General features: G+C 73.6%; 12 protein-coding genes. 5 read left to right on the top strand and 7 right to left on the bottom strand.

All coding sequences use genetic code 11. The annotated features are described in order from the left end of the window. The first annotated feature begins 110 nt into the window (after window positions 1-110). A complete protein-coding gene (locus HT134_RS47385) occupies window positions 111-596 on the top strand; it encodes a YcxB family protein (RefSeq protein WP_175605798.1) in 486 nt (161 codons plus the stop codon). Window positions 597-742: 146 nt separating this feature from the next. Further along, window positions 743-1,168, top strand: coding sequence for a hypothetical protein (locus HT134_RS40490; RefSeq protein ID WP_175605797.1), 426 nt, complete (start codon window positions 743-745; stop codon window positions 1,166-1,168). Here HT134_RS40490 and HT134_RS40485 read toward each other — a convergent pair. The 3 genes from HT134_RS40485 to HT134_RS47375 all read right to left on the bottom strand — a co-directional run bounded on the left by HT134_RS40485 (window position 1,135) and on the right by HT134_RS47375 (window position 7,453). Continuing rightward, window positions 1,135-2,307 carry an FAD-dependent monooxygenase gene (locus HT134_RS40485; protein WP_175605796.1) on the bottom strand — a complete coding sequence of 391 codons (1,173 nt, stop codon included), beginning with the start codon at window positions 2,305-2,307 and terminating at the stop codon, window positions 1,135-1,137. The two genes, HT134_RS40490 and HT134_RS40485, sit on opposite strands and share 34 nt — an antisense overlap. Before the next feature lie 117 nt (window positions 2,308-2,424). Next, window positions 2,425-5,502: an AfsR/SARP family transcriptional regulator gene (locus tag HT134_RS40480; RefSeq protein WP_175605795.1), complete on the bottom strand. Its 3,078-nt coding sequence runs from the start codon at window positions 5,500-5,502 to the stop codon at window positions 2,425-2,427. A 76-nt stretch (window positions 5,503-5,578) separates the two neighbouring features. Further along, entirely contained in the window at window positions 5,579-7,453 is a 1,875-nt protein-coding gene (locus tag HT134_RS47375; RefSeq protein WP_175605794.1) for an adenine nucleotide alpha hydrolase family protein, read from the bottom strand. A 151-nt stretch (window positions 7,454-7,604) separates the two neighbouring features. Here HT134_RS47375 and HT134_RS40470 point away from each other — a divergent pair, with 151 nt between their 5' ends. Then, on the top strand, window positions 7,605-8,309 hold the full coding sequence (locus HT134_RS40470; protein ID WP_175605793.1) for a class I SAM-dependent methyltransferase: 705 nt from the start codon (window positions 7,605-7,607) through the stop codon (window positions 8,307-8,309). Between the two features lie 6 nt (window positions 8,310-8,315). On the opposite strand, the gene HT134_RS40465 is transcribed toward HT134_RS40470, so the two are convergent. The 3 genes from HT134_RS40465 to HT134_RS40455 all read right to left on the bottom strand — a co-directional run bounded on the left by HT134_RS40465 (window position 8,316) and on the right by HT134_RS40455 (window position 11,289). Next, window positions 8,316-9,881 carry a multicopper oxidase family protein gene (locus HT134_RS40465; RefSeq protein WP_175605792.1) on the bottom strand — a complete coding sequence of 522 codons (1,566 nt, stop codon included), beginning with the start codon at window positions 9,879-9,881 and terminating at the stop codon, window positions 8,316-8,318. Between the two features lie 10 nt (window positions 9,882-9,891). Next, a complete protein-coding gene (locus HT134_RS40460; RefSeq protein WP_175605791.1) occupies window positions 9,892-10,356 on the bottom strand; it encodes a hypothetical protein in 465 nt (154 codons plus the stop codon). 183 nt (window positions 10,357-10,539) lie between these two features. Next, complete coding sequence (locus tag HT134_RS40455; protein WP_175605790.1) at window positions 10,540-11,289, bottom strand: GbsR/MarR family transcriptional regulator; 750 nt, start codon at window positions 11,287-11,289, stop codon at window positions 10,540-10,542. A 228-nt stretch (window positions 11,290-11,517) separates the two neighbouring features. On the opposite strand from HT134_RS40455, the gene HT134_RS40450 reads away from it, so the two are divergent. After that, complete coding sequence (locus HT134_RS40450; protein WP_175605789.1) at window positions 11,518-12,747, top strand: serine hydrolase domain-containing protein; 1,230 nt, start codon at window positions 11,518-11,520, stop codon at window positions 12,745-12,747. A 36-nt stretch (window positions 12,748-12,783) separates the two neighbouring features. On the opposite strand, the gene HT134_RS40445 is transcribed toward HT134_RS40450, so the two are convergent. After that, window positions 12,784-14,166 carry an aminotransferase-like domain-containing protein gene (locus tag HT134_RS40445; RefSeq protein WP_175605788.1) on the bottom strand — a complete coding sequence of 461 codons (1,383 nt, stop codon included), beginning with the start codon at window positions 14,164-14,166 and terminating at the stop codon, window positions 12,784-12,786. Here HT134_RS40445 and HT134_RS40440 point away from each other — a divergent pair. Further along, window positions 14,165-15,394 carry an aminotransferase class V-fold PLP-dependent enzyme gene (locus HT134_RS40440; RefSeq protein ID WP_175605787.1) on the top strand — a complete coding sequence of 410 codons (1,230 nt, stop codon included), beginning with the start codon at window positions 14,165-14,167 and terminating at the stop codon, window positions 15,392-15,394. The genes HT134_RS40445 and HT134_RS40440 overlap by 2 nt on opposite strands. The last annotated feature ends 8 nt before the right edge of the window (window positions 15,395-15,402 follow it).

The raw sequence follows: 15,402 nt of genomic DNA, 5'->3' as shown, positions 1-15,402 counted from the left end.
CCGCGATCGAACGGGCGGGCGGCGGCTCTACGGCGGACTCCGTGATCGACCGGGCCGCCGACGGCCCTACGGTGGACCCGACGATCGGGTAGCAAGGAGACGGACCTCCGGTGGACTTCACCATCGACTACACGCCCACGCAGGACGAGGTGGCGCGGGCCTTCGGGCAGGGACTCAGACGGCAGCTCAGCGCGCTTCGCGTGGCGCTCCCGGCGATCCTCGTGCTCGCGGGAGCGGCCTGCGCCGTGATGGGCGGCATCGGCCTGGCGGTCGGCATGTTCGCCGGGGCGGTCGCGTTCCCCGTGGCGCTGACGTGGGCGATCCGCCGGGCGGCGCGGCGGCAGCTCGCGTACCTCTGTGTGCCGACGACGCTGCGGGTGACCGGCCAGGGGTACGAGTGCCGGACCGACCAGTACACGACCACCCTCAACTGGTCCATGTTCGGAAATATCGTGACCACGCCGGAGTTCTGGCTGTTCTTCATCGGCAAGCAGTGCGCGGCCTTCCTCCCCAGGCGCGCCTTCGACTCCGATCAGCAGGCCGCACTCGACGCTCTCTTCGCCGCCCGGCCCGCCACGGGCACATCGGTCGCATAAGATCGAGAAACGATCACCGGCACCCCGCGGGAGGGCGCGTGGACCGCACGATCCGCATGATGAGGGAGCAGCCGCCCGTCGCCTCGTGCTTCGGCGTCCCGTTCCTCCTGATCGCCCGCCTCCGCCGCCTGGCGGTGGGCTGAGCCGTGCAGCCGGAGCCCATGCCGCGCACGGTCAAGGTCGTGCACTTCATCCTGACACTGCAGTGCTTCCTGTCGCTTCTGGGCTCGGTGCTCGCTCTCCTGCTCGCCATCTCGGCGGGCGGGACGGTGTGGATCCTGCCGGTCATGGCCGCCGCCTGGGCCGCTGTCCAAGGATGGGCGCTCAAGCGCGTCCCGGGGCGGCTCCGGAGCACCCGATGGCTCCTGGTCGCGATCGGGGCCGTCCAGGGGGTCATGTTCCTGGCTCTCCAGGTGGCGGACGACACTTTCGACTCGCCCGCCGCGCTCTTCGTGAACGTGTCCGAATCCGCGGTGGTCGTCGTCCTGCTCCTGCTCCCGTCGGCGGGGCGGTGGTTCGACCGCCCCCGTGACGCCGCTCACCTCAGCGCGCCGCGCACCAGCGACGGGTAGTCCTTCAGCGTGATGTTCTCGGCGAAGTCGTCGGTCATCTTCATCATGAGCTTGAGCAGGAAGCCCACCTTGAACGTCCAGTTGCGCATCCGGATGCGGGCCGCCGACGGGGGAGCCAGCCACGGCCCGGCGTTGCCCTTCTCCGAGACCTTGGCGTACTCGCGGAAGCCCTCCTCGTACCGCTGGAACGCCACCCGGTGGTCGCCGCCGGCCGCCGCCAGCTCGCCCGCCAGCACGTACGCGCCGACCAGCGCCAGCCCGGACCCGAACCCGCCGAGCGTGTTCGCGTAGGCCGCGTCGCCCACCAGCGCCACCCGGCCCTCGGAGTACCGGTCGATCTTCACCCGGCTGATCGAGTCGAGGTAGAAGTCGCCCGTGCGGCGCACCGCGTCCAGGATCTCGGGCGTCCGCCAGCCCATACCGGCGTACGCGTCGATCACGATCCGCCGCATCTGCTCGGTGTCGTAACGGTCGTAGTCGAGGCGCGGCGAGGCGAAGACGAAGAACGCGGACGCCTTGGGGCCGCCCGCGGCGACCATCCGGCCCGGCTCGTTGTACATCTGCGCCTCGCCGCCGAACCGCTCGGGCACCTCGGCCAGCGCGTAGTAGTGGCCGAGGAACTCGACGTAGTCCGACTCGGGGCCGAAGGCCAGGCGGCGCACGTTCGAGTGGATGCCGTCGGCCCCGATCACCAGGTCGAACGTGCGAGGCGCGGACCGCTCGAAGGTCACGTGCACGCCGTCGGGCGACTCGGTGAGCGAGGTGATCGAGTCGCCGAAGACGTACGCGCAGCCCGCCGCGACGCTCTTGTCGTGGACCAGCCGCGCCAGGTCGCCGCGGTGGATCTCCAGCTCGCCGCCGGTGAACTCGCCGGGCAGGACCGCGACCGCCCGGCCGCGGGCGTCGACGAAGGTCTGGTCGGTGCCGCCGGTCTGGAGCCGCCGCACGTCGTCCAGGATGCCCATGCGGCGCAGGACCGTCATGTGGACGTCCCCCTTGAAGTCCACCGCCTGCCCGCCGGGACGCAGGGCGGGGGCCTTCTCGACGACCGTGACGCGGAAGCCGTAGCGGGCGAGCCAGTAACCGAGGGCGGGACCGCCGACGCTGGCACCGGAGATGAGGATGTTGGTGTTCTGCATGTCCACGACTTTCGCGGGACGCGCTGACACTCCGAGCTCAACCGGCTGACAGCCGGCGACCACCCGCGAGCGCACTGACAGCACGCGGCCTCCGCCCAGCCGGAGAGCGCGGACGGGTCAGTCGAAGAGGGCGGCCAGCGCCTCCTCCTGGCTCAGCGCGGCGCCCTTGGCGAAGTGCCCGGCGAACGCCTCGGCCCCCAGGAACCCCGTGACCCCGGCCGCCACTCTGGCGACGTCGCGGTCGCCGGTGATCGTGGTGCCGCGCAGCGCGGCGCCCACCCCGAGCAGGTACGCCGCCCGCTCGGCCGCCCCTTCGAGCAGCGCCGGCCCGGCCAGGCCCTCGGCGACGTCGGCCACGTCCGCGTACACCGCCCCGCGCGCCAGGCGCAGCGCCTCGGCGTGCCTGCGACCGGCCTCCGCCAGGTCGCCCTCCGCCTCGGCCAGCCGCCCGAGCGCGGTGTGGGCGAACGGCCTCATGCCCTCGGTCACGTACGCGCCCGAGACGGCGGACTCCAGCACCGCCGTGTAGCGGGCCCGCGCCTCGTCGAGATCACCGGCGAAGCGGGCCAGGTCGCCCCAGCCCAGGTCGAGCGCCGGCGTCGAACCGGACGTGCCCGTGCGCCGGGCCAGCTCGGTGGCCTGTTCGAGGTCGGCGCGCGCCCCGGCCAGGTCACCCTCCCGCACCAGCCCCGCCGCTCTGCGGCACAGCACGTCCACCTGCTCGTCCACGGAGCCCAGTTGCCCGTGCAGGTCGAGGGCCTGCCCCCAGAGCCGTCTCGCCCCCGCCCAGTCGCCGCGCCAGCTCGCGATCATCGCCAGCCATTCGAGGGCCTGCGCCATCCCCCAGCGCTCGCCGAGGGCGCGGAAGCGCGCCAGCGTCTCCTCCAGCCCGCGCTCGGCCTGGCCGGGCCGGCCGTGCACCAACGAGATCAGCGCCTCGCCGAGCATGAACACGGCCTGGCTCCACGGATCGGAGTCGAGCAGCCGCCCGTGCCGCTGGACCGTCACCGTGTCGCGGGGGCCCGCCATCATGCCCCACAGCACGGCCAGGAACGGGTGGCGCAGCTCGTGGTCGATCGACCGCATGAGCTCCGCCGCCCGTGCCCACCGCTCGGGCGGCAGGTCGCGGACGGCGAGCAGCACGCACAGGATGTACTCCTCCTCCAGCCCCTCAAGCGGCTCGCCGCCGATCCGGTCGAGCAGCCGCACCACCGAGGAGGTGATCTGGCCGCGCCGCCCGCTCAGCCACCAGTACGCCGCCAGCGCCCCGGCCAGCCGTGACGCCGTCTCGGGGTCGTCCTGGACGCAGTGCCGGATCGCGGCCTGCAGGTTGTCGTGCTCCTCGGAGAGCGCGGCCAGCCAGTCGAGCTGCTCGGCCCGGCGCAGCCACGGGTCGGCGCGCCGCGCGAGGGTGAGACACCAGGCGGCGTGCGCGTCGCGGGCCTGCCGCTGGTCTCCCGCCTCGGCGAGCCGTTCGGCGCAGAACAGGCGGATGGTGTCGAGCATGCGGTAGCGCCCGCCGTCGGCCTCGACGAGGGACTTGTCGACCAGGTCGGCCAGCACGTCGCCGTCACCGCAGACGGCCTCGGCCGCCTCCAGCGACGCGCCCCCGGCGAACACCGAGAACCGCCTGGCCGCCTCCCGCTCCTCGGGGCTGAGCAGGCTCCAGCTCCACTCGACCACCGCGTGGAGGGTGCGGTGCCGGGCCGCGGCCGTGCGGTCGCCGCGGGAGAGCAGCTTGAAGCGGCCGTGCTCGTTCAGCCGGGCGGCGATCTCGGGCCCGGTGAACGTGCGCAGCCTGGCCGCGGCCAGCTCGATGGCCAGGGGCAGGCCGTCCAGCGTGGCGCAGATCTCGGCGACCTCCGGGCCGATCGTGAACCCGGGCCGGACGGCGGCGGCCCGATCGGCGAACAGGCGGACGGCGGGATAGGACAGCGCGTCGCCCGGGTCGGTGCCCGGCGGCGGCACGGCGAGCGGGGCCAGCGGGACGAGGACCTCGCCGGTGAGCCCGAGCGGTTCCCGGCTGGTGGCCAGGATCGTGAGGCCCGGGCAGGCGTCCAGCAGCCGCCGGACCAGCTCCGCCGCGGCGGCGATCACGTGCTCGCAGTTGTCGAGGACCAGCAGCAGCGGCCGGTCGGCGAGCGCGGCGACGAGGCGGTCGGCCGGGTCGGGACGGCCCGCCGCCGGAGCCTGCAGGCCCGCCTCGCGCAGCCCGAGCGCGCCGAGCACGGCCAGCGGCGCCTGCGACCCGTCGTCGACCGGCGACAGGTCGGCGAACCCGGCCTCACGCCCGGGACCCGCCCGGTGGGCGGCCTCGACGGCCAGACGGGTCTTGCCGGTGCCGCCGGGGCCGACGATCGTGACCAGCCGGGCGTCGCCGAGCGCGGCGATCCTGGCCAGCTCCTCCTCCCGCCCGATGAGCGGGTTGAGCGGGGCGGGCAGCCGTCGCCTCGGGGGTTGCCGCTGCTCCCCGCCGCGCAGGATCGCCAGGTGCAGCTCCGCCAGCTCCGGCGCGGGGTCGGCGCCCAGCTCGTCGGCCAGCAGCCGGCGGGTCTCGTCGTAGACGGCCAGCGCGGCGGCCTGCTGCCCGGAGGCGTGCAACGCCCGCATGAGCAGGCCGCGCGGGCGCTCGCGCAGCGGATGGGCCGCCACCAGCTCGCGCAGCTCGGCGACCGGCGCGCCGCCGGGCAGGGCGAGCTGGGCCTCCGCGAGGTCCTCCCTGGCCGCGAGCCGGGTCTCCTCCAGGCGGGCCGCCTGCGGCTGCGCGAACGGCGCGTCGGCCACGTCGGCCAGCGCGGGCCCGCGCCACAGCTCCAGCGCCTCCTTCAGCAGCCGGGCGGCCCGCTCGTGCTGCCCCGCGGCCAGCGTCTCCCGGCCCTCGCGGGCCAGCCGCTCGAACCGGTGGGCGTCGACGTCCTCCCGGTCGACCGCAAGCCGGTAGCCGGAGCCGTGGAACTCGACCAGGCCGGCCGGCAGGTTGCGGCGCAGCCTGGAGACGTGGGTCTGGATCGCGTTGGCCGCCCCGGCCGGCGGGTCGTCGCCGTACTGGCCGTCGATGAGCCGCTCCACGCTGACGAGGCGCCCGGCGTCGAGCAGCAGCAACGCGAGCAGCGCCCGGGGGCGGGGCCCGCCGACCGCGACCGTCTCGCCCCCGGCCGTGCGCACCTCGAGGGGCCCGAGAATTCCGAACTGCACGCCGCTGATTCTGCCCGGTGCGCCGACCGGGCGGCACCGAGCCGGCGCCGCCCTGTGGACGGAGCCCTCGGCGGGGTCAGCGCCCTGTGGACGGCGGCTCCGGGATGGGGATGCTCAACGAGGGCAGGTCGGGCGGGTCGGGGCAGGCGAAGGCGTCCGTCAGCATGACCGAGACCGTGTACAGGTGCCACAGGACGTCCATCCGGTCGCCGGACGCCTCGCCGCCGACGATGTGCGGCTCGTCCACGATGGCCGCGAGCCCGTCGCCCTTCAGCGTCCCGTGGGCCTCGACGATGCCCGCGCGCATCAGGTCCAGCAGCTCCTGGGACGGCTTCAGCCGCCAGTTCCACGGCTTGCCGGCCGGGACGGGGCCGCCCGGCTCCGGCCGGGTCTCCTTCCGGACCGGCAGCCGGAGCCGCGACCGGAGCCGCTCCGCCGGCGTGGGATCGCGGGCCTCGGTCGTGAAGCGCCAGGGGCGGCCCTCCACGGGGACGTCGCGCAACTGGGGCGCGAAGGCGCCGATCACGCCGTGGATGAGCGCCTCGGAGCGCCGCCACAGCGGGTCCATGCCCAGGGCGGTCCGTACGACCAGGTTGTCGAGGAACGGCGGGACGGGGTTCTGCGCGCGCAGCAGCGACGCGCGGGAGGCGGCGTGCCAGCGGCCCACCCGGTACGCCAGGTACAGGTGGTCGAGCGCGCCGGGGCCGTCCTCGCGGCAGCGCTCCCGCCACGGGGACGCCACGGCCTGGGCGTGCTCCCTGCCCTCCCTGGTCAGCACGTCGGCGTTCCTGCCGAAGAGGGCGTCCACCCTGCGCCTGATGGCTCTCGGGTCCGGATCGGCCTGGTTCTGCAGGAAACCGCCGCGCAGGATCTCCCCGCCGTGGCCGGACATCCGCGGCGTCGGGTCGTACCGCGTGCCGCCGGGGATGTTCTCGTACGCCGAGATCATCCCCTCGCAGGCGAACAGCGTGTTGTGCGTGCGCACGCGCGGATGCGGGACGATCAGCTCGCCCCCGCCCTCGGAGCGTCTCGGCCGGGAGACGCTGTGCCGGACGCCGAGCGCCTCCGCGACGCGCCCGGCGAGCACCACGTCCGGGCTGTCGTCGTGCCCCGAGGTCGCCGTCACGAACGGGATGCCCGCCTTGTACAGCAGCGCGGCGAGCAGACGGCTGTCGCGGCCCCCGGTGAGCGACAGACGTACCGGTGCCGCGGTGTCCCGCAGGGGACGCACGGCGGCGAGCAGCGCGTCGGCGAGCTCGTCGACGTGGGCGCGCGTCGCGCGCCTGGAGGTGGGCGCCGCCCGCGGCTCCGGAGGCGGGCTCACGGTGATGGCGCGCCGGCCCGCCGTGATCGTGATCTCGGCCGCGCACGGTAACGCGCCGACCCCGCGGAACGGCGTCTCGTCGGAGAGGAAGTACCCCGTCCGCACCATCGACTCCAGCGCGGGCAGGTCCCAGACGATGTCGGGCCGGCGCGACGCCGTCTCGGCCGCCCGGGCGGCGAGGTGGACGAGCAGCGCCCGGCTGCCCACGACGTGGACGTCCGCGGTCTCGGCGTAGAAGACCGGGCACGCGCGGGTGAGCCCCGTGGCCGCGCTGATCTGTCCCTCACCGGCCCGGAACACCGAGAACACCCCGCCGGTACGGACGGCGGCCTCCCCCAGCCGGGGCGCGGCCAGCAGCCGTTCCACGTCCCCCGGATCGGCCAGGTGCCCGGTCAGGCCCGCCACCCGGCCGGCCCCCGAGGCCAGCGTGGGCGGCCCGTGCCCCTCCGGCTCGTTGGACCAGGACAGCAACGCCGTGTCGCCGGTGGCCGACCGCCATCCGCTCGCGGTCACGGTCGCGGCCGGCACGGGGAAGGCGCGGGTGATCGCCTCACGCGCCGCCTCCAGCACCACGGACGGCAACGGGACGCCCGCGCGCCTGGCCGCCAGCGCTAGATGGACGCGCAATGCCACCTCCCGGTGACGGGACGGGCGGCGGCGTTCGGTGGAGCGGTCATGCGGCGGGTGTCCTTTCGATGGCCTACACCCTTTACTCCGCCTTTGTCCACGATCACATTCACGCCCGCGGACCCGCGTGGCCGGGCTACCGTTGCCCGCCATGACCGACTTCATCTCCCTCCCCTTCTACGACCTCTTCCAGGAGGACGGCCACGTACCGGTCATCCGCGAGAAGCTGCCCCCGCTCCTCGCCGGGGTGCGACGGAGCATCCTGGAGATCGGCGCGGGCACCGGCCTGATCACCACGTCCCTGGCCGAGTGGACCCCGGCCGAGATCTTCGCCCTGGAGCCCTCGGCCGGCATGCGCGCGATGCTGCTCTCCCGCCTCAGCGGGCACCCGGAGCTGCTCGAACGGGTCACCGTGCTTCCCTGCGACGCGCTGAGCCTCGACCTGGACGAGCCGGTCGAGGCCATGGTGATGATCAACGTGATGTACGCGCTGGAGCCCGGTTACCGCGCGAAACTCTGGCCCGTGCTGGCGTCCCACCTGGAGCCGGGAGGGCTCCTGGTCTTCACCTGGCGGCCCGGGGGCGCTCCGGTGCCGCGCCCCATGCGGGAGCTGACCTCGCGCCGGGTGGGCCGCCACACCTACCGGGTCTCGTCGGAGATCCTCTCGTCGGCCGACGAGTCGTTCGAGGCCCGGTACGTGTACCAGGTCGTCCAGGGCGGCAAGGTGATCGAGGAGGAGGAGATCGCCGGCCACGCCCACCGCCCCGTGTGGGAGACGATCAAGGGGGAGCTGGAAGGGGCCGGTTTCGTCCAGGCCGACGCGCCCGAGGGCCTTCTCGCGTGGCGGCTCCCGTGAGCGGGCTCACTCCGGCTCGTTCGCCGCCTCGCCGCCCACGGTGAACGGCGTGCCGACCCCCTCGTACATCAGATGGGCGACCAGCCCCTCGGCCGCGTGCGGCAGGTTGTGGCAGTGGTCCATCCAGACGCCCGGGTTGTCGGCGACGAAGGCGATGTCGTACGACTCGCCGTTGCCGACCTCCAGCGAGTCCGTCCACCACGGGCTCCCCGTCGCCCGCACGCCGTTCCTGCTCAGCACCACGGCGTGATGGCCGTGCAGGTGCATGGGATGCGACTCGCCGCTGTGGTTGGAGACGCGCATCCGCACCACGTCGTGCTCGGCGACCATGAACATCGGCACGTCCGGGAACAGGTGGCCGTTGACGGTCCACCAGACCCCCGGCGTCCCGTCCAGGAAGCCCGGCCGGCGTCCGATCTCGTAGGTGAAGCGGCGATCGGCCCGTTCGGGGTCGAAGCCGATCGGTTCCGGCGCGCCGTAGGAGAGCAGGTCCAGCGTCCTCGCGGGCCGGGGCGCGGCCGGCGCGTCGTACGAGCGCGAACCGAGCACGACGCCGCCCGGGCCGCCGATGTGCACCCGCACGGGCGATCCGTCCTCGGGCATGGTCACCTCGATGTCGGCGCGGCCTCCGGCGGTGACCATCACCGCGGTGTCGCGCACGGGGGAGGGCTCGTTCACGTCGGTGCCGTCCACCGCGACGAGCCGGAACGGAGCGCCGCCGACCCAGGCCGGCGTCTCGCCGTTCTCCGTGTTGATCACGCGTACCCGGACCCTGTCACCGGGGCGCGCCGCCACGCGGACGTCGCCCTCCCGGCCGTTGACCGTGCGGGCTCCGTCGTACAGGTGCAGCAGCGCCACGACGTCGACCGTCCCGGCGGGCGGCCGCCGCGCCGGGGTGACCACGAGCGGCCCGAGCAGACCCCGGCGGACCTGCTCGTGCGACACCTGGTGGGAGTGGTACCAGAACGTGCCCGCCTGGTTCGCGACGAAGCGGTAGACGTGCGACTTCCCCGTGCCGACCGCGTCCTGGGTCACGCCGGCCACCCCGTCCTCGGCGTTGGGGACGTCGACGCCGTGCCAGTGCAGCGTGATGCCGCCGGGCACCGACTCGTTGACCAGCCGGACCTGCACCAGTTGCCCCACCGTGGCGTGGACGGCCGGGCCGGGGGAGGCGCCGTTCAGGGTGTACCCGTCGACGGAACGGCCGGTGGGCAACCGGAACCGCTGCGCGCGCGCGACCAGGGTGACCGTGACGTCGGCCGTGCGGTTCGGGTCGGCGACCAGCGACGTGACGCTGCGCGCCGCCGTGGTGCGCCCGGTGTCATCGGTGTGTCCTCGGTGCCCCTGCGCGGCCGTCGTGAGGTGGGATCCGTGTCCCGGGCCGGTCGCGTGGCTCGGCGGGCTCGGCGAGGGGCCGCCCCCGTAGTCGGCGTACCCCATGTCCATGACGGAGTACGCCGCCGGCATCAGGCTGTCCTGCCAGAGCCATACCAGGGGACCGAGCACGGCGACGGTCGCGGCGCCCGCGACGGCGAGCCGGAGGCGGGCGCCACGACGATGGGTGTCCTTCATGCGCGGTGCGTCAGCCCGCGGTCCCGAGCCGCGGCTCCGCCTGCGCGGGCACGGCCACGCCCCGGTCCCGGCGCGCCGCGTACAGGGCCGAGCTGAACAGCAGCAGCGCGTTGAGGCCGTGCAGGGCGCCCAGCGCGGGGATGTCGTGGCCGGACAGGCCGAGCGTCACCTGGACCGCGACGAGCAGCAGCACCAGCCCGGCCGCCTTGACCGCTCCCGGCACCCGCGCGAAGAACGAGGAGACCAGGAGCAGCAGCGCGATCACCGGGATGACCATCATCCCGTTGATGCCGTGGGCCATGAAGCCGATGACCTCCGGGAACGGGGACCCCTCGCTCTCCAGGACGCTCTTGTCGAGCACACCGCCCTGCCCGACCCACTTGCCGAGGCCGGCGTCGCCGAAGACCATCACCGCCGCCTGCACGGCGACCTCGACGGCGACGAGGTAGGCCAGAACCTTGTAGACGACTCTCATGCCGGACTCCCCACCCTGGGCTCTGCGTTGCGGGCCATGCGATCCCCTCCTGCTTCGGTCAGCGTCCGTCCGTGCGCACGCTGGTGCCTCCACCGGCGAAGGTAGGCAAATCGACTTGGCGAACTCTTGTGAACGAGTTGCAACGCTCCGCGACGACGGCGGGGTGAACTGCTCGTACGGGGCCTACGACAGCTCTTCTCCCGGCGCCGCGGCACGAGGGCGGGTGCGTTCGGCCTGGCTCTGCTGCCACTGCTCCAGGACCTGCCGGAATGCCTGGTTCACGAGGAGAAGGAGCTCGGCGGAGGACCCGAAGCGGGCGCCCGCGGGAGTCGTGACCCCGAGCACCTCGGCTCCGCGCTGCGACGCCGACGCCAGGGCTTCGTTCATCTGCAGGGCCGCGAGGATGGACCGGAGCCAGATCTCGTCGTCGGCGACATAGCGTTCGCGGCGCGCGCCGGGAACGCGTTCGCGGCGGAGCATTCCCTGCTGTTCGAGGAAGGCGACGGCGTGCGAGATCGACGCCGGGCTGACCTGAAGCCGCTGGACCAGGTCGGCGGCGGTGAGGGCGCCGGAGTCGGTGATGTACAGGCAGGCCAGCACCCTGGCCTCCATCCGGGGCAGCCCCTGCTGGACGAGGAGGGCGGTGAAGGACTCCGCGAAGTCGAGCACCGCTTGGGGGTCGCGCCCATGGCCGGTGTCGGGGATCGGCGGCACCGGGGGCCGCGCCTGCTTGTGCCGGCGCGCGCGATGCCGGGTGGCCTCCTGCGCCCGGTCCGCCCGGTAGCCGTCGGGTCCGCCGTTGCGGGTGACCTCCCGCATGATGGTCGAGGCGGGCCGGCCCAGCCGCCGGCCGATCTCCGCGTATCCGAGCCCCTCGGCCAGGCCGGCGGCGATGTGCTGGCGGTCCTCGTCGGTGAGTCTGCCTCCGGGCATCGGTGCTCGTCTCCTGTCTGCTCGCTGCACAGTATGCATTCGTGGCCACCTCATTGCAATGCTCCGTCCGGTGATCCCATTGCGTTCAGTGTCAGTATCATTGCAAAGCTGATCCCTTAATGCCGCAGTACCAGCGCTTCTGTTGGTGTTCACTCGTTGACTAGTATCTAAACGCAATGTACTGTCGCAGTCATTCAGAGATTTGCGAACGTGGCAAGGAGATGCGTGATGGGACACAGCGACGGCGGCTTCTCCGCGACCGGGCTGCGCAGGCTGCGCGACGTCCTGGCGCGGCATGTCGACTCCGGAAAGATCCCCGGACTCGTCGCCCTGTTCAGCCGGGGTGACGAGACGCACGTCGAAGCGATCGGCACGATGCGTCATGACGGTGGCGCGCCGATGAGCCGGGACACCATCTTCCGGATGGCCTCGACGTCCAAGCCGGTCTCGATCGCGGCGGCGATGGTCCTGCTGGACGAGTGCCGGCTGCGGCTGGACGACCCGGTCGATCAGTGGCTGCCCGAACTGGCCGACCGGCAGGTGCTCAAGCGCATCGACAGCCCGCTGGACGACACCGTGCCGGCGCGGCGGCCGATCACCGTGCGCGACGTGCTGACCTCCACGTTCGGGCTCGGCATGGACATGACGGTGCTCGGCACCCCGATCATGGGCGAGGTCTTCGCGCGGGGGCTCACGCCCAACCTGCCGGTGCCGATGCCCGAGCCCGACGAGTGGATGCGCCGCCTCGGCGAGCTCCCGCTGATGCACCAGCCCGGGGAGCGCTGGCAGTACCACATCAGCAGCGACCTGGTCGGCGTGCTGGTGGCCAGGGTCACGGGCCAGCCGTTCGAGACGTTCCTGCGCGAGCGCGTCCTCGACCCGCTGGGCATGAAGGACACCGCCTTCAACGTGCCCGACCACAAGATCGACCGGCTGCCGCCCCTCTACGCGCCCGACCCGCAGACGGGGGAGTTCCTGGTGTGGGACGAGTCCAAGGGCGGACGGTGGAACGAGCCTCCGGTCTTCCCGGGCGGCGGCGGCGGGCTGGTCTCCACCGCCGACGACTACCACGCCTACTTCCGGATGCTGCTCAACGGCGGGACGCACGGCGGCGAGCGGATCCTGTCGCGGCCGGCCGTCGAGCTGATGACCACCAACCGCCTGACCCCCGAGCAGAACGCCGCCCGCGACGCCCTGGCCCGCGACAACGTCCACATCTCCCACGGCCAGGGCCAGCACGGCGGCTGGGGCTTCGGGATGGCGGTGCGCACCTACCGCGGCGACTACGCCTCCGTCGGCCAGTTCGGCTGGGACGGCGGCAGCGGCTCGGCCACCTACGCCGACCCGGACAAGCAGCTCACCGGAATCCTGCTCACCCAGGTCGGGGCGTCCACCCCGGACTCGATGCGGCTCATCCACGACTTCTGGACCACGCTCTACCAGGCGATCGAGGACTGACGGCCGACGGCGCACGGCCCCACCGCGGCGCTGCCCTCAGCCGACGGCCGCCCCCAGGCGGCGCGCACCGTCGAGCAGTTCGCTCGGGTCGGCCGCGGCGGCGAAGCTCAGCCGGACGAAGGTCCCGGGTGCTTCGGCGGCGAAGAAGTCCTGGCCCGGGTCGACGGCCACACCGTGCCGCCTGGCCGTCTCGGCGGCGTCGTGCGCGCGGCCGGTCTGCGCCCACAGGTGCAATCCGCCCTTGGGGACGCGAGCCACCTGCCATTGCGGCACGTGTTCGGCGAGCGCCGCGGCGAGAGCGGCGCAGCGTTCCCGCAGGGCCGCCCCCAGCGCTCGCAGATGACGGTCCCAGGCGGGCGAGCTGACCAGCTCCAGCGCCGCCTCCTGCAGGGGCCGGGCGATGAAGAAGTCGTCGACCAGCCGCATCGCGCGCAGCCTGGCCATGACGGGGCCGCGGGCCACCAGCGCGCCGACCCGCAGGCTCGGCGAGGCCGCCTTCGTGAGCGACGTCACGTACACCACCGTGCCGTCGCGGTCGTCGGTGACCAGCGGCGGGGGCGGCGGCGCGCCGTGGCCGAGCAGGCGGGCGAAGTCGTCCTCCAGGACGAAGGCGCCGCTCGCGCGGGCCACGTCGACCACCTGGCGGCGCCGATCGGGCGGCAGCACCGCGCCGGTGGGGTTGTGGAAGGTCGGCTGGCAGTAGAGCAGCCGGGCGCCGGTCATGGCGAACGTCTCGGCCAGCAGGTCCGGGCGCAGGCCGTCGGCGTCCATGGGCACGGGCACCGGACGCAGACCGGCGGCGCGGGCGGCCGACAGGGCTCCGGGATAGGTGGGCGACTCGACCAGCACCTGGTGGCCGGGCGCGGCCATGGCGCGGAACGCCATCGACAGCGCGCCCTGGCCTCCACCGGTGATCAGGACGTCGTCGGGATCCACGCCGGCGGTGCGGGCGAAGACCGCGCGGAGCGGCGCCAGCCCCTCGACGGGGGCGCGGTCCCAGGCGTCGGGACGGCGTGCGGCCCTGGCCATCGCCGCGGCCAGGGCCCGTACCGGATGGAGCGAGCGATGCGGATATCCCCCGGACATCGTGATGGAGCCGGGCGGGGGCGGCCCGAGCACGTGGCGCACCAAGGCGGTGTCGATGCTGCGATCGCCCAGGGCCACCGCCTGCCACGAGGTGTCCGCGGACGCCGCGCCGGGCCGGCCCCGTCGCGGGGCGACGAACGTGCCGCTCCCGGGACGGGTCACCACGGCGCCCTCGGCCGACAGGAGCGCGAAGGCGCGGGTCACCGTCACCGGGCTCACGCCGTGGCGGCGCACCAGCTCGCGGGCGCTGGGCAGCCGGGCGCCCGGCGGGAGGCCGGAGACCTCGGTCCGGAGCATGGCTGCGAGCTGCTCGATAGTGTTACTCTCCTGCATGAGAGACCAGAGTAACGTTATTGACTTCAGCGCGGAAACGCTCCAGGAGCTCCGGGCGGACGCGCCCGCCTGCGAGTCCGTCATCCACTTCAACAACGCCGGCTGCGGCCTGCTGCCCAAGCCGGCCCTCCAGGCGATGATCGAGCACCTGGAGCTGGAGGCGGCGATCGGCGGTTACGAGGCCTCCGCCGCCCGCGCCGCCCAGGTGCGGGACTTCCACGCCTCGATCGCCGACCTCATCGGCTGCCGTCCCGAGAACGTCGCGTTCGCGGGCAGCGCCACCCACGGCTACAGCAAGGCGCTCTCGGCCATCCCCTTCGAGCCCGGCGACGTCATCCTGACCACCCGCAACGACTTCATCTCCAACCAGATCGCCTTCCTGGCGCTGCGCAAGCGGTTCGGCGTGGAGATCGTGCACGCGCCCGACCTTCCCGACGGGAACGGCGTGGACGTGGCCGCCATGGCGGCTCTCATGCGTGCCAGGCGCCCGAGGCTGGTGGCCGCCACCCACGTGCCCACGAATTCGGGCCTGGTCCAGCCGGTCGCCGAGATCGGCCGCCACTGCCGGGAACTCGACCTGCTCTACCTGGTGGACGCCTGCCAGTCAGCCGGGCAGTACCCGCTCGACGTCGAGGACATCGGCTGCGACCTGCTCACGGCCACCTGCCGCAAGTTCCTGCGCGGGCCGCGCGGGTCGGGCTTCCTGTACGTCTCCGACCGGGTGCTCACGCAGGGATACGAGCCGCTGTTCATCGACATGTACGGCGCGCGCTGGGTCGCGGGCGACCGCTACGAGCCGGTGCACACCGCCGCCCGGTTCGAGGAGTGGGAGTTCCCGTACGCCACCGTGCTGGGCTGCGCGGCGGCCACCCGCTACGCCCTGCGGGTCGGGCTGGAGCGCATCTCCCGGCGCACCCCCGCGCTGGCGGCGCGCCTGCGCGACCACCTGGCCGCGGTCCCGGGGGTACGGGTCCTGGACCGAGGGCCGGAACTGGCCGGGATCGTCACCTTCGAGGTGGCGGGCCGGCGCCCGGAGCCGTTCAAGGCGGCCATGGACGCCCGGGGCGTCAACTCCGCGCTGAGCTTCCGTGAGTTCGCCCAGTACGACTTCGCCGACAAGGACGTCGAGTGGGCGCTGCGCCTGTCGCCGCACTACTACAACACCGAGGAGGAGGTGGACACGGTGGCGGCGATGGTCGCCGAGCTGGCCGAGGACGGGCCGCGATGACCTCGGCC

It is taken from the genome of Nonomuraea rhodomycinica, assembly GCF_013363995.1.
Lineage (GTDB): Bacteria > Actinomycetota > Actinomycetes > Streptosporangiales > Streptosporangiaceae > Nonomuraea > Nonomuraea rhodomycinica.
This window is presented reverse-complemented; position numbering and strand designations above follow the sequence as displayed.

Bases quoted from the DNA above. Each gene is read 5' to 3' on its own strand.
- HT134_RS40455 (WP_175605790.1), bottom strand. From the start codon at position 11,289: ATGCCCGGAGGCAGACTCACCGACGAGGACCGCCAGCACATCGCCGCC.
- HT134_RS40465 (WP_175605792.1), bottom strand. From the start codon at position 9,881: ATGAAGGACACCCATCGTCGTGGCGCCCGCCTCCGGCTCGCCGTCGCG.
- HT134_RS40470 (WP_175605793.1), top strand. From the start codon at position 7,605: ATGACCGACTTCATCTCCCTCCCCTTCTACGACCTCTTCCAGGAGGAC.
- HT134_RS40440 (WP_175605787.1), top strand. From the start codon at position 14,165: ATGAGAGACCAGAGTAACGTTATTGACTTCAGCGCGGAAACGCTCCAG.
- HT134_RS40445 (WP_175605788.1), bottom strand. From the start codon at position 14,166: ATGCAGGAGAGTAACACTATCGAGCAGCTCGCAGCCATGCTCCGGACC.
- HT134_RS40485 (WP_175605796.1), bottom strand. From the start codon at position 2,307: ATGCAGAACACCAACATCCTCATCTCCGGTGCCAGCGTCGGCGGTCCC.
- HT134_RS40460 (WP_175605791.1), bottom strand. From the start codon at position 10,356: ATGAGAGTCGTCTACAAGGTTCTGGCCTACCTCGTCGCCGTCGAGGTC.
- HT134_RS40450 (WP_175605789.1), top strand. From the start codon at position 11,518: ATGGGACACAGCGACGGCGGCTTCTCCGCGACCGGGCTGCGCAGGCTG.